This is a genomic window from Litorimonas taeanensis (assembly GCF_003634015.1).
Classification (GTDB): Bacteria; Pseudomonadota; Alphaproteobacteria; order Caulobacterales; family Maricaulaceae; genus Litorimonas; species Litorimonas taeanensis.
The window spans coordinates 1,002,668-1,015,540 of the sequence record NZ_RBII01000001.1 but is presented as its reverse complement, the minus strand read 5'-3'; the positions used below and the strand labels follow the sequence as shown (position 1 = coordinate 1,015,540).

Genomic DNA, 12,873 nt, shown 5'->3' with positions numbered 1-12,873 from the left:
TCAGACCGAGTCATTTTGACTGAGGGCTGGCAGGGTTTTTTTATGTCTGAATATAAGTATGATCGCGTTTTATTAAAAATATCAGGCGAAGCCCTGATGGGTGACCAAGAGTACGGCATCGATACCAAGATGACGGCACGTATTGCCAAAGAAGTCGCCGAAGCGCATGCAAAAGGTTTGCAAATTGCTCTTGTCATAGGGGCGGGCAATATTTTCCGAGGTCTTAGTGCCGCAGCTGGGGGTATTGAACGCGCCACAGCGGATTATATGGGTATGTTAGCGACTGTAATGAACGCCTTGGCTATGCAAAGTGCGCTTGAGCAGCAAGGGGTTGATACTCGCGTACAGTCCGCCATTCCCATGCAAACAGTTTGTGAACCTTATATTCGTCGCCGGGCTGTTCGCCATATGGAAAAAGGTCGGGTCGTGATTTTTGCGGCTGGCACGGGGAGCCCCTATTTTACAACAGACACAACAGCGGCCCTGCGTGCTGCAGAAATGGAATGTGGAGCCTTATTGAAAGGCACTCAGGTTGATGGTGTTTATGATAGCGATCCAAACAAAAACCCGAACGCTAAGCGTTATGACACTCTAAATTACCAAAAAGTTCTTACAGATGATTTGAAAGTCATGGATGCGGCGGCTGTTACCTTGATGAGAGAGAATAACATCCCCATTATAGTGTTTTCATTGCATGAGACGGGTGGTTTTGACAAAGTTATGTCAGGAAAAGGGACTTGCACCACAATTCAAACCTAATTTAGTCTTGAATTGGGTTTAAGCGTAAAGAAATTGGAGTAGCCATATGGCGGATTTTAACATTGCGGACTTTCGCAAAAGAATGGACGGGGCCGTTACAGCGCTTCGTACGGAATTTGGTGGTTTACGGACGGGGCGCGCTAATGCGGCATTGCTCGATAATGTAACTGTCAATGCCTATGGTTCTGAGATGCCATTAAATCAAATCGGTTCAGTCAGCGTCCCTGAATCCCGTATGTTGTTAGTTAGCGTATGGGACAAGACAATGGTAGCGGCTGTTGAAAAGGCGTTGCGTCAAAGTTCTCTTGGCATAAACCCTGTTACGGATGGTCAAACTTTGCGCATTCCTATGCCACCATTAACTGAGGAACGTCGCCGTGATCTTGCAAAAGTAGCGGGCCAATATGCTGAGAATGCTAAAATTGCCGTTCGTAATGTGCGCCGTGATGCTATGGACACATTAAAGAAATTAGAAAAGGCGTCTGAAATTTCAGAAGACGAAGAAAAGGCCCATAGTACAGATGTGCAAAAGGCGACAGATAGCGTGATTGCAGAAATAGACCGTATTTTGGGTCTGAAGTCTGAAGAGATTATGCAGGTTTAACGTTTGTCATTATCGACTTCATATTCTGAGCGTTTTCCTGCGCATATTGCCATTATCATGGATGGAAATGGGCGTTGGGCGCAGGCACGACACCGGCCCCGTGTTTTTGGACACAGGGCCGGCGTGAAAACTGTGCGTCGTGTCGTAGAGGATGCGTCGAATATGGGCGTTAAATGTTTAACCCTATACAGTTTTTCAACCGAAAATTGGTCGCGCCCAAAGGCTGAAATCGCTGCGTTATTTACACTCTTAAGAGAGTATGTTGAGCAGGATTTGGAGACATTACATGGCCGGGGTGTGTGCATTCGGATTTTAGGCTCTCGTGAGGGTTTAAAGCCAGATCTGATTGAACTCATTGACCGCGTTGAAACAACGACGCGAGCCAATACAAAATTCAGCTTAAATATTGCCTTTAATTATGGCGGCCGAGATGAGCTTTTAAGAGCAACAAAAAAAGCCCTCGCAGCTGGGCATTCTCCAGATTCATTATCTGAAGCGGTTATCAACCAATATTTGGATACGGCTGGTCTCCCTGAACCAGATCTTGTTATTCGCACAAGCGGTGAAAAACGGATTAGTAACTTTTTACTATGGCAAGCGGCATATTCAGAATTCGTCTTCACTGATGTTCTCTGGCCGGATTTTAATCGTGAAGACTTGCAAAGCTCTATTGAGGAGTTTCAAAAGCGAGACCGTCGGTTCGGCCGTTTAACCTCGTCAGAAGTCGCTTAAGTCATGGACGCTGAAACCACTCCAGCTCCGCGAAAGCCTTGGAAGAATTTAGGTGTAAGATTCGCGTCTGCTCTTATTTTGTTTTTAATATGCGTCGCGCCATTTTATTTCGGCGGCTGGCTTTGGGCCGCTTTCGTCGTCTTATTTTCAGCGCGAATGAGCTATGAGTGGGTCAGAATGTCGGATAAAAACCCGACGCGTATTGCTTATTTATTCCCTGTATTAGCTATGGCGATAGGCGGCATTTACGCCGTCCAAGGTTTATGGGTGTATGCGGGATTAACCGTTATCATTGCAGCCATTTTGGGATTGGCAGATCGGATGCGCCGCGGTGGTGGCCTTTGGGCCGGGCTAGGGCTTTTGTATATTTTAATTCCTGGGCTTACAATTATTGGGCTTCGGGGCAACGCTGTTGGGTTTGACACGGCTGGTTTTCAAACTCTTCTATATATTATTCTTATCGTCGTTGCGGCTGATGTAGGCGCCTATTTCGGGGGAAGCTATTTTCAAGGCCCTAAATTATCTCCAAAACTGTCGCCAAACAAAACCTGGTCAGGCTTTTTTAGTGGATTAATATTTGCTATTATTATTGGCGGCATAGTGACTAATTTTGAATTTTCTTCTTTCTGGCATGGTGTGCTTATGGGTATTCCTGTTGTATTGCTTAGCGTTGCCGGCGATTTGCTTGAGAGTGGATTGAAACGCAAGTTGCAAGTCAAGGATACGGGGGATTTGATTCCTGGTCATGGCGGATTGCTTGATAGATTCGACAGTTTAATGATGGCTGCGGTTGGCTTTACGCTGATAATTTGGCTTTTCCCTGCCGCTTGGCCTTTATAAGCACGCTACGATGACAAAACGAATTTCTGTGTTGGGCTCAACGGGGTCGATTGGAGAGAATACACTCGATATAATTTCTCGTGCGCCTGAGGGTACATATAAAGTTGCCGCATTAACGGCGAATACGAGCGCTAAGAAGCTGGCAGAGCAGGCTATTGCTTTTGATGCAGAATATGTTGCCTTGGCCGATAGTTCCCAATCCCAAATATTGAAGGCGGCTTTGGCTGGGACAAGAATAGATATTGGCATAGGGCCTGAAGCGCTGGTCGACGCCGCATCGGTTCAGGCAGACTTTACAATGGCGGCGATAATGGGGGCTGCAGGATTAGAGCCGACTTTGGCCGCAGTTAGGCAAGGCAATCATGTAGGCCTCGCCAATAAAGAATGCCTTGTCTGTGCGGGCGATCATTTTATGGCTGAAGTGAAGCGGCACGGAACTGTTTTATTGCCTGTTGATAGCGAACATAACGCGATTTTTCAGGTGTTAGAAGAAGACCCGAAGGGCATACGACGTTTGATTTTAACAGCAAGCGGTGGACCCTTTAGAGAGAAGACAGCTGAATGCTTAAAAGCTGTGACACGGAAGGACGCTTTGGCTCATCCAATATGGGAAATGGGCGAGAAAATCAGCATTGATTCTGCGACTTTAATGAATAAAGGGCTGGAATTGATTGAGGCGAGTTATTTATTCAATCGTCCATCTGCCGATATTGATGTGATTGTACACCCCCAATCTATCATACATTCTATGGTAGAGTATATTGATGGGTCAGTTCTTGCACAGCTGGGCTCCCCTGATATGCGGACGCCTATCGCATATGCTATGGGGTGGCCCGCCCGAGTTGAAGCGCCTGTTGAACGCTTAAATTTCACAAAATTAAGCGAGCTGACATTTTTTGAACCCGACTTGGTCTGTTTTCCTGCCTTACGATTAGCTCGTGAAGCATTGGAAGCAGGGGGGAGAGCTCCAAACATATTGAATGCAGCGAATGAAATCGCTGTTGAGGCCTTTCTCTCTGAAAAGGTTGAGTTTATTCAGATATCGCAAATTGTAGAACAAGTGCTCAATACATTAAGTCGAAGCGAAGGCTTTGCTCAGGCGGATATGTCAATAGACGCAATTCTCGCGACAGATGCATTAGCCAGACAGACTGCACATGAGCATATTGTAAACTTGTTATAGCGGAAAAAAACGGGCAAACCCTTTAGAACAAGCCTGCGCACACGCAGGGCAAGATTCGAATAAGAGGGATAGAGTCGCAAAGCCATGATTTCAGGTCTTATTGATATCTTGATTTTTGCGAGCAGTTTTCTGCTTGTTTTGTCTTTCCTCGTATTTTTTCACGAATTGGGTCACTATAGTGTTGGCCGTTTTTTCGGGATTTCAGTCGATAGGTTTTCGATTGGGTTTGGTAAGCCAATTGCGAAATGGAAAGCGAAAAGTGGCACTGAATGGATGATTGCCCAAATACCGCTTGGTGGATATGTCAAATTTACAGGAGACGCGACCGGGGCGAGCAATCCTGATGCCCAAGCTCTTGCCGAACTGAAAGCCAAAGTCGAACAGGAAGGCGGTGAGGGGGTAGAGAATATCTTTCATTTCCGTCCTGTGTGGCAGAGGGCGCTTGTGGTCTTGGCTGGACCTGTCGCCAATTTCGTATTGGCTATATTAATTTTCGCCGGATTAGCATTCGCGATGGGGTCTTATGACCGCACATCTGTAATTAGTAGTGTGGAGCAAAATAGCGCCGCCGCTGAGGCTGGTATATTGCCCGGCGATAAAATTCTGACAATGGATGGGCATGATGTCTCGCGTTTCACCGCGTTAAAAAGCTATGTGGTGTTGAAAAGTGATACTGACATCAAAACTCAAGTCGAACGTAATGGCGAAATCTTAGAATTGGTTGTTGCACCAAAACGGGTTGAAGAACGTGACTTTGTTGGCGGTAAAGCTTCAGCCGGTCGGCTAGGTGTTGGATTGGATTCGCAAAGCGAACTTATCCATATTGAATATAACCCCATAGAAGCTTTGGGGTACGGGGTTGGTCGTCTTGGGTCTACTCTGGCGATGACAGGTACTTATGTCGGACGAATCTTTCAGGGTAAAGAAAACGGCCAACAATTAGGTAGTGTTGTTAAAATAGCTACGATTACAGGGAAGTCTGCGGTGGATGCCGCAAATGCCGATGCTCCCTTTGTTAAACGGATGCAAGAGATGGCACTGCGTCTTATTCAGCTTGCTGCTGCGATATCTATTGGCTTGGGTGTCGCAAATTTAATGCCTATTCCCGTCTTGGACGGTGGACATTTGGTCTACTACGCTTATGAAGCCGTAGCGGGTCGTCCGCTAAGTCAAGAAAAACAGGAGTTTGGGTTCAAAATTGGGTTTGCTTTACTGCTAACTTTATTTGTCGCCCTCACGATTAATGATATTGGCTACGTTAGTAGCATTTTTTCCTAAATGGACGTATTCATGCACGCTTCCGCGAGACATTCCCGTATTGAACTAAATTGGACAACCCGATCCGTATTGGCGGCTATTGCCCTGATTTTTTCTAGTATATTATTTTCTTTTCATGCCTTAGCGCAGGAAAGTACGGAGGCTCCAGCTGCTGTAGCGCCCACCATTATACGGTCTATTCAAGTTCAAGGTAATCAGCGCGTGGAAGCGAATACGGTCGCTTCTTATTTGCTTATCGCTCCTGGTGATCCATATAGCGAAACGCGTATCGATACATCGATTAAGACCCTCTATGCGACAGGGTTATTTGCCGATGTTGCTATAGATCCTCGTGATGGCAATGTACTTATCCAAGTTATCGAAAACCCAATTATTAACCGCGTTATTTTTGAAGGTAATAAATCACTAAAGACCGATAAAATTACGGATGAGGTTGAGGCCGAACCCCGTTCAATCTTTACGCGTTCTAGTGTTCAAGAAGATGTTCAGCGTATTATTGAGCTATATCGCCAGTCAGGACGTTTTGCAGCTACGGTATCTCCAAAAGTCGTACAGCAGCCTCAAAATCGTGTAGATTTGATTTTTGAAATTACTGAGGGCCCTGTGACGGGCGTTCAGCGAATTAACTTCATTGGGAATGCTGAGTACCCGGACCGTCGTCTTCGCAAGGAAATTGTTACGGCAGAATCAGTCTGGTACAAATTCTTTAGTTCAAATGATAATTATGACCCAGGTCGTCTAGAGTATGACCGTGAGCAATTGCGTACATTTTACACGAACCGCGGTTTTGCTGACTTCAGAGTGGTCTCTGCGGTTGCCGAACTAACGCCTGACCAAGAAGACTTTTATATCACATTCACCTTGGACGAAGGCGAGGAGTATAAGTGGGGTGAGGTTTCAGTTGAAACAGAGCTTGATGAACTGGATGCGGGCTTCCTAGAGCGAATCCTTAGGATACGAGAGGGAACAATCTATAATGCGAGCCAAGTTGAGGATGCTATTGACACTCTGAACTTTGCGGCGGGTACGACAGGCTATGCTTTCGTAGACATTCAACCCGATATTAAGAGGAACCGTGAAACGAAAACTGTCGATTTGGTTTTTAATGTTGTTGAAGGGCCTCGTGTTTATATTGAACGCATTGATATTGTCGGAAATACGACAACGCTTGATTATGTCATTCGCCGTGAGTTAGAGCTTGTTGAAGGGGATGCCTTTAACCGGATCCTGTTGGATCGTTCAAGAAACCGCGTGAGAGCACTTCGTTTCTTTGAGGATGTTGAAATCACAGAAACACAAGGGTCAACACCTGACCGCGCTGTTGTTGAAGTCAAAGTTAAAGAGCAACCAACGGGAGAGCTTAGCTTTTCAGCTGGCTTCTCTTCTGCTGATGCCTTCCTTGTTGATTTGTCTATCACGCAACGAAATCTTCGTGGGCGCGGGCAATTATTGCGTTTTGTAATCCGAGCGTCATCAAATCGCCGTGAAATCGATTTGCGGTTCACTGAGCCTCGATTCTTAGGGCGAAATTTAGCTGCGGGTGTAGAGCTTTTTGACGTCACAATTGATTATCTTGATGAAGCGGGTTTCCGTCAGTCAAGAACAGGTGGTCAGGTCACTTTGGCCTTCCCTTTGACCGAGTACACATCATTGACGACGCGATATTCACTTCGACAAGAGGATATTGAGTTCCCGGAGCAAGGGCAGTGTGCGGCTCTGGAGGCGTCATTAGCGCAAGGTTCTACGACTAATGATACCAACCTTTTGTCACTCTGTGAGCAGGCTGGCGGTCGTTTATCTTCAATTGTGGGTTACACCTTTGGATGGGATCGCCGAAATGACCCAATCACACCGACAGGCGGTTTTGATTTTCGTTTTTCACAGGATGTTGCCGGTGTTGGCGGCGACGTAAAGTATCTTCGTACTGATGTGAGGGCGAACGTCTATAAAGGCCTCTTCAAAAATGTTATTGCCAGTGCAACACTGGCTGGTGGTTATATCCGCGGTTGGGGCGGTGATCCCGTCACAATTAATGACCGTTATTTTAAAGGGAACTTTGATTTCCGTGGTTATGATAATGCTGGTATCGGCCCACGAAATGTATTTGTGAACGGTGAAACAGGTGAGGTGGCGACCTCTGCCGAATTGATTGCGTCGGGTCTAGGTGATCGAAGCGCTCGCCTTAATGCTTTGGGTGGTAATGCGTTTGGTCTTGCTTCAACTGAGGTGAGTTTTCCTCTTGGAGTACCTAGTTTATTAGGTAGTCTATTTATCGAAGCTGGTACTGTTGGGCTTTTGGATGACGACTTTAAAGTTGACCTCATACAAACTCAAAATGTGACTGGCTTAGAAAACGGAGAAAGCTGTAGCAATGTTGTTGATGATGGGAATCCTGATACCCTTGTTATCTGTCAGCGTAGCATTGATAACTTGGACATACGGGCCATGCTTGGTGCCAGTGTGTTCTGGGAGAGTCCATTCGGCCCTATTCGCTTCGATTTCACGAAACCACTCCGACAGTATGACTATGACCGTCGTGAGTCCTTCCAATTCACAACCCGTACAAGGTTCTAATTATGTTTAATAAAGTAACGCGTCTTATCGCGCTCGGTTTTGCTGCTGCACTCTGTCTATCAAGTGCCGCAATGGCGCAAACAGTCCTCGTCGTTGATTCACAAAAAGTGATCAGTGATTCTAAAGTTGGCAAGTATGTTGGTCAACAAATCGCGTCGATTGAAAAAACGGCTTCTTCTGAAGTTCAAACGAAGCTCACTTCTGTTCAAAACAAGCGTAAAAACCTACAGACACAGTATGGTACACAAACACAGCAACAATTAATGCAGAACGCTGCCTTCAAAAGCCAGTTAGAGCAATTGCTTAAGGATGAGCAGAAGTTCAAAGAAGAGTACGCTAAAATCAGCCAAGAAATGCAAATTACACGTCAAAAAGCTATTGTGCCTGTAATGAAGAAATTTTCAGAAATTGTGAAAGCTGTTAGAGCGGAACGTAACGCTTCTGTTATTCTTGATCGTGGACAGGTCTTAGACCTTTCAGCGGCTTCTGATGTAACGCAAACCGTGCTTAGTCGTCTAAATCAACAGATGACTACAACGCCTGTTGTAAGAGAGCGTTTGCCCGCTAAATAACTTTGCCCGCTATTTGGTAAAGCATAACTATATATATGAGAGGGTGATTTAGAGAATTCTATGATTGACCCTCGCTTTTATACACTTAACGAGCCGATGTCGCTATCGGCTCTTATACAAGGCCTAAATGTTGATTTAGATCCTCATTTTTACGATGTAATTATAAATCGACCCAACACTCTCGCTGAAGCTATTTCGGGTGATATTGTGTTTTTAGAGAACAAGCGTCTCGTAGGGCAAATAGATTGTTCAAAAGCCACAGCTTGTATTGTTACTAAATCCTTAGCGCCGAAGGTTAGTCAGCAGGGTATACTCCCAATAATCAGTCATACTCCTCGCGCACATTTTGCTCGGCTGTGTGAGACTTTAGTTCTACAGACATCTTTTAATGCGCAATCTGATATCTCTGAAGAGACTGAAATTCACCCAAGCGCCATAATCGGAGCAGGAGCTAAGATTGGGAAGGGTACAAAAATAGGGCCCTATACAGTTATTGGTGATGGTGTGGAAATCGGTGCGGGAACTGTCATTGGCGCCCATGTTTCACTGTCATTCTGTATTGTGGGCCAAAACTGCCGAATAAAACCGAATGCCGTCATTGGTGGGGCTGGGTTTGGTGTCGCGAAGGATGAGCAAGGGTATGTTGATTTACCACATTTAGGGCGCGTCATCATTGGAGATAGGGTAAGCATAGGGTCGCAAAGCTGTATAGACCGCGGGCAACTCGGCGATACAATTTTGGGAGATGATGTTAAAATCGACAATTTAGTGCAGATTGCTCATAATGTACGTATCGGTAAGGGCACTATGATGGCTGGGAGAGTCGGTATATCTGGAAGTTGCGTCATTGGTGATAATGTACAAATGGGCGGGTCTGTAGGTTTAGCTGACCACATTAAGGTGGGTGATGGGGCTCGTATTGCAGCTGGTTCTGGTGTTATGAATGATATTCCCAAAGGCGAAGTGTGGGGCGGTATGCCTGCATTGCCTATGAGAGAGTATATGCGCATGGTAAGCGCTACTCGAAAAATGGGAAAACGGCCGGAACGGAATAGTAAATGACGTTGAAATACCCTCTTGATAAATACACAATCGAGCGTTTTCTTCCGCATCGTGACCCAATGTTATTTATTGATCGTGTCATTTATGCTGATGAAACTTCAATTGTTGCGGAATCTGATATCAAAGCCGAGGCGGCTTATTTTAAGGGGCATTTCCCAGACCTGCCGATATTGCCAGGCGTTATGATAATTGAAACAGTAGCCCAAGCAGGTGCGTTGATTGTCTCTTTGTCTAAGGGATTAGAGGCTGGCAGCTTTATCGCTTTCTCTGGGGTGGAGCAGGCCAAATTTAGAAAGCCCGTATATCCTGGGGAAACGCTGTTGATTAAAGCTAAAATAGAACGTAGCCGCCGAGGGTTTTATAAATTCTCAGGGGAGGCTTTTGTGGGAGAATCCCTTGCCGCTCAGCTTCAATTTTCTGCAACTCAAATGACCTTTAATGCCGAGGCCTAAGGGGGAGTAATGTCTGAAATTCATGAAACGGCTATTGTTCATCCCGAGGCACAGCTCGGCCAGAATGTTTCTATTGGTCCTTTTTGTATTGTCGGTGAACAGGTTACGCTAAAAGATAATGTTACTCTCGTTAGTCACGTTAGCTTGTCGGGTAAAACGACGATTGGTAAGGATTGTATTCTCTACCCATTTGTATCCATGGGACACCCGCCTCAAGATTTCAAACATAAGGGCGGAGATGTTTGGATCACGATAGGTGAGCGGTGTGTTTTCCGTGAAAATGTAAACATTCACCCTGGAACAGACACAGGTAAGCCAGAAACCCGAATTGGCAATGACTGTTATTTTATGGTTGGCACTCACCTCGCGCATGAAGGTCAAATGGGAAACCATGTTGTTGTATCTAATGGGGCGCAAATTGGCGGTAACGTAACAATTGGTGATTATGTTGTTTTGGGCGGTTTGTGCGCTATCCATCAACATACACGAATTGGAAATTATGCTTTTATCGGCGGTATGGCGACAGTCACGCGGGATGTTATTCCTTATGGGTTTGTAATGGGTAATGTGGCGCATATGGCGGGATTAAATGTCGTTGGATTACGTCGCCGAGGGTTTACAAAAGAGCAAATTCGGCAGTTAAGGTCCGCGTACCGATTGATGTTCGCTGCGGAAGGGACATTTGTGGAGCGTCTGGACGACGCACAAGCGATTTATAGAGACCATGTTCTGGTGCAAGAAATTATTGAATTTATCCGCACACAAAAAGATCGTGCAATTTGTTTGCCGCAATAAGGAATGATGATGAAGCTCGCTGTTATTGCTGGACGGGGCGATCTCCCCAAACATGTTGTTGCGGCAGCACGAGAAAATTCGCAGTTAAAATCAATAATTGCCTTAGAAGGGTTTGCTAACCTCTCGGATTACCCAAATGCTAAATCCTATCGCGTGGGAGAGTTTGGACGTATTGTGAAATACTTAAAGAAGGAGGAGGTAACACATGTTTGTTTTTGCGGGAATGTCGATCGGCCAGACTTCTCAAAAATTAAACCAGACCTTAAAGCCATGTTCTATTTGCCGGGTACTATCAAAGCCGCGAGCAAAGGCGATGACGCTTTGCTTCGTCACTTATTAGGTCTTTTCGAAAAAGAAGGCTTTCAATATGTTTCTCCTCAAGACGTGTGTGCGCCTTTACTTATGCCTGAGGGCACACTTGGTGATATAAGTCTCAATGACATTCATAGAGCGGATGCTCTTTCGGCCTGCCACATAGCGCAATCAATTGGCGCGCTGGATATTGGGCAAGGGGCCGTTGTTGCGCGGGGAGTGACATTGGCCGTAGAGGCACAAGAAGGCACGGATGCAATGCTTCTAAGGGTGGCGACGTTACCTCAAGCCTTGCGAGGCTCTGCGGCGAACAGAGTTGGTGTTTTGGCGAAAATGGTGAAGCCCACCCAAGACACCCGCATAGATTTACCTGTAATCGGTTTAAAGACACTTCAACACGCAGCAAATGCAGGACTCGCGGGAGTTGTTGCCGAAGCAGGAGGAGCCTTTTTTCTTGATAAGGCTGCGACGATTGATTTTGCTAATGCAAATGGCCTTTTTATACTTGGGCTACCTGCCAAACTTGAGAGCTAATGGTGTCTATTTTCATAGTTGCCGCAGAAGCCTCTGGTGATGAGCTAGGAGCGAAACTAGTAAGATCACTGACTGAGGCACGCCCGAAAATGAAAATCCTTGGCATTGGTGGCCAGGCTATGCAGCGCGAAGGCATTCCATCCTTGATGGATATATCCGGGCTTTCCATTTTAGGCTTCGTTGAAGGGTTGAAACATTACCCTATGATTATGCAAAGAGTGACAGCCTGCGCCAATGAAATTATGAAGAGCGGCGCAGAAGCGGTGGTTTTGATCGATAGTTGGGGCTTTATGGTGCGCGTTGCAAAACGTCTCAGAGCTCAGGGGTATGAAGGCAAAATCATTAAATTTGTTGCACCTCAAGTTTGGGCGATGCGGGCAGGGCGTGCGAAAATATTAGCAAAGCACGTTGATTTACTCCTCAGCATACAGCCCATGGATGCGCCGTATTTCGAGGCGGAGGGGTTGGAAACTCACTATGTCGGGAATCCTATTTTTGATATGGATTATTCCGTTGGAAGTTCTGAGATATTTCGGACGAAGCATAATCTAGATGATCGACCCATTGTTTCTATCTGGTTCGGTAGCCGCCTATCGGAGGCTGAACAACTTACCTCTATATTTTGTGCGACTGTAACGGCTTTGCGCTTTGAATATCCAGAATTGGCTTTTGTCGCGCCGCTTTCAAAATCTATAGCCCAAGACGTGAAAAGCCGAGTAGAGGCCTTTGGCAATAGCCACGATTTTATTTTTGTCAGTGAAAGTGATAAGCTAGGGGCAATGGCAGCTTCTACTGCGGCCTTGGCATGTTCAGGGACAGTCACTTCTCAGCTTGCCAGTGTTGGAGTTCCGACAGTCGTGGCGTATCGCTTAAATGCCTTGACGCATTGGGTGGCCAAACGTCTGTTTAAACCTGACTATATTTCAATTGTGAATATAGTCGCTGGGCAACCGCTTATGCCTGAATATATACAAAGCGAGGCGAATGGCTCCAACCTCTCAACAGCCTTGATTCAATATTTGCAAGATGAAGACGCGCAAAAAAGAGCGTCAGAAGCTCTAATTGATCAGACCAGAAAAATGGGGGCGGTGAGTGGTCAGAAAGCCAGTGAAAAAGCCGCCAGAATAATTCTGACGGCTTTGAAATTATATTAGATAAAATACGCTATATGGCGAT

At 45.9% G+C, this 12,873-nt stretch carries 13 protein-coding genes; all 13 read left to right on the top strand.

All coding sequences use genetic code 11. From position 1 onward, the window contains the following. The first annotated feature begins 42 nt into the window (after positions 1-42). The 13 genes from pyrH to lpxB all read left to right on the top strand — a co-directional run bounded on the left by pyrH (position 43) and on the right by lpxB (position 12,851). Complete coding sequence (gene pyrH, locus DES40_RS04770) at positions 43-759, top strand: UMP kinase (RefSeq protein ID WP_121099394.1); 717 nt, start codon at positions 43-45, stop codon at positions 757-759. Between the two features lie 46 nt (positions 760-805). Next, positions 806-1,363 carry a ribosome recycling factor gene (gene frr, locus DES40_RS04765; protein ID WP_121099393.1) on the top strand — a complete coding sequence of 186 codons (558 nt, stop codon included), beginning with the start codon at positions 806-808 and terminating at the stop codon, positions 1,361-1,363. Between the two features lie 3 nt (positions 1,364-1,366). After that, entirely contained in the window at positions 1,367-2,095 is a 729-nt protein-coding gene (locus tag DES40_RS04760) for an isoprenyl transferase (RefSeq protein WP_233345427.1), read from the top strand. Positions 2,096-2,098: 3 nt separating this feature from the next. Next, a complete protein-coding gene (locus tag DES40_RS04755) occupies positions 2,099-2,935 on the top strand; it encodes a phosphatidate cytidylyltransferase (protein WP_121099392.1) in 837 nt (278 codons plus the stop codon). A 10-nt stretch (positions 2,936-2,945) separates the two neighbouring features. Continuing rightward, positions 2,946-4,118, top strand: a complete 1,173-nt coding sequence (locus tag DES40_RS04750; RefSeq protein ID WP_121099391.1) for a 1-deoxy-D-xylulose-5-phosphate reductoisomerase — start codon at positions 2,946-2,948, stop codon at positions 4,116-4,118. Positions 4,119-4,202: 84 nt separating this feature from the next. Beyond that, the gene (locus DES40_RS04745; RefSeq protein WP_121099390.1) at positions 4,203-5,396 is read left to right on the top strand and encodes a M50 family metallopeptidase; all 1,194 of its coding nucleotides are present in this window, start codon (positions 4,203-4,205) and stop codon (positions 5,394-5,396) included. Positions 5,397-5,408: 12 nt separating this feature from the next. Beyond that, a complete protein-coding gene (bamA, locus tag DES40_RS04740; protein WP_121100426.1) occupies positions 5,409-7,970 on the top strand; it encodes an outer membrane protein assembly factor BamA in 2,562 nt (853 codons plus the stop codon). Positions 7,971-7,972: 2 nt separating this feature from the next. After that, positions 7,973-8,542: an OmpH family outer membrane protein gene (locus tag DES40_RS04735; protein ID WP_121099389.1), complete on the top strand. Its 570-nt coding sequence runs from the start codon at positions 7,973-7,975 to the stop codon at positions 8,540-8,542. Positions 8,543-8,602: 60 nt separating this feature from the next. Then, positions 8,603-9,604, top strand: coding sequence for a UDP-3-O-(3-hydroxymyristoyl)glucosamine N-acyltransferase (gene lpxD, locus DES40_RS04730; protein ID WP_121099388.1), 1,002 nt, complete (start codon positions 8,603-8,605; stop codon positions 9,602-9,604). Beyond that, positions 9,601-10,056 carry a 3-hydroxyacyl-ACP dehydratase FabZ gene (fabZ, locus tag DES40_RS04725; RefSeq protein WP_121099387.1) on the top strand — a complete coding sequence of 152 codons (456 nt, stop codon included), beginning with the start codon at positions 9,601-9,603 and terminating at the stop codon, positions 10,054-10,056. The genes lpxD and fabZ overlap by 4 nt, the downstream gene beginning before the upstream one ends. A gap of 9 nt (positions 10,057-10,065) precedes the next feature. After that, complete coding sequence (gene lpxA / locus DES40_RS04720) at positions 10,066-10,851, top strand: acyl-ACP--UDP-N-acetylglucosamine O-acyltransferase (RefSeq protein ID WP_121099386.1); 786 nt, start codon at positions 10,066-10,068, stop codon at positions 10,849-10,851. 3 nt (positions 10,852-10,854) lie between these two features. After that, on the top strand, positions 10,855-11,697 hold the full coding sequence (locus DES40_RS04715; RefSeq protein WP_233345425.1) for an LpxI family protein: 843 nt from the start codon (positions 10,855-10,857) through the stop codon (positions 11,695-11,697). Continuing rightward, positions 11,697-12,851, top strand: a complete 1,155-nt coding sequence (gene lpxB, locus DES40_RS04710) for a lipid-A-disaccharide synthase (RefSeq protein ID WP_121099384.1) — start codon at positions 11,697-11,699, stop codon at positions 12,849-12,851. The genes DES40_RS04715 and lpxB overlap by 1 nt, the downstream gene beginning before the upstream one ends. The last annotated feature ends 22 nt before the right edge of the window (positions 12,852-12,873 follow it).

What these genes read in the sequence shown, in the direction of transcription:
- pyrH (WP_121099394.1), top strand. Translation starts at nt 43, where the DNA reads ATGTCTGAATATAAGTATGATCGCGTTTTATTAAAAATATCAGGCGAA.
- frr (WP_121099393.1), top strand. Translation starts at nt 806, where the DNA reads ATGGCGGATTTTAACATTGCGGACTTTCGCAAAAGAATGGACGGGGCC.
- DES40_RS04755 (WP_121099392.1), top strand. Translation starts at nt 2,099, where the DNA reads ATGGACGCTGAAACCACTCCAGCTCCGCGAAAGCCTTGGAAGAATTTA.
- DES40_RS04750 (WP_121099391.1), top strand. Translation starts at nt 2,946, where the DNA reads ATGACAAAACGAATTTCTGTGTTGGGCTCAACGGGGTCGATTGGAGAG.
- DES40_RS04745 (WP_121099390.1), top strand. Translation starts at nt 4,203, where the DNA reads ATGATTTCAGGTCTTATTGATATCTTGATTTTTGCGAGCAGTTTTCTG.
- bamA (WP_121100426.1), top strand. Translation starts at nt 5,409, where the DNA reads ATGCACGCTTCCGCGAGACATTCCCGTATTGAACTAAATTGGACAACC.
- DES40_RS04735 (WP_121099389.1), top strand. Translation starts at nt 7,973, where the DNA reads ATGTTTAATAAAGTAACGCGTCTTATCGCGCTCGGTTTTGCTGCTGCA.
- lpxD (WP_121099388.1), top strand. Translation starts at nt 8,603, where the DNA reads ATGATTGACCCTCGCTTTTATACACTTAACGAGCCGATGTCGCTATCG.
- fabZ (WP_121099387.1), top strand. Translation starts at nt 9,601, where the DNA reads ATGACGTTGAAATACCCTCTTGATAAATACACAATCGAGCGTTTTCTT.
- lpxA (WP_121099386.1), top strand. Translation starts at nt 10,066, where the DNA reads ATGTCTGAAATTCATGAAACGGCTATTGTTCATCCCGAGGCACAGCTC.
- DES40_RS04715 (WP_233345425.1), top strand. Translation starts at nt 10,855, where the DNA reads ATGATGATGAAGCTCGCTGTTATTGCTGGACGGGGCGATCTCCCCAAA.
- lpxB (WP_121099384.1), top strand. Translation starts at nt 11,697, where the DNA reads ATGGTGTCTATTTTCATAGTTGCCGCAGAAGCCTCTGGTGATGAGCTA.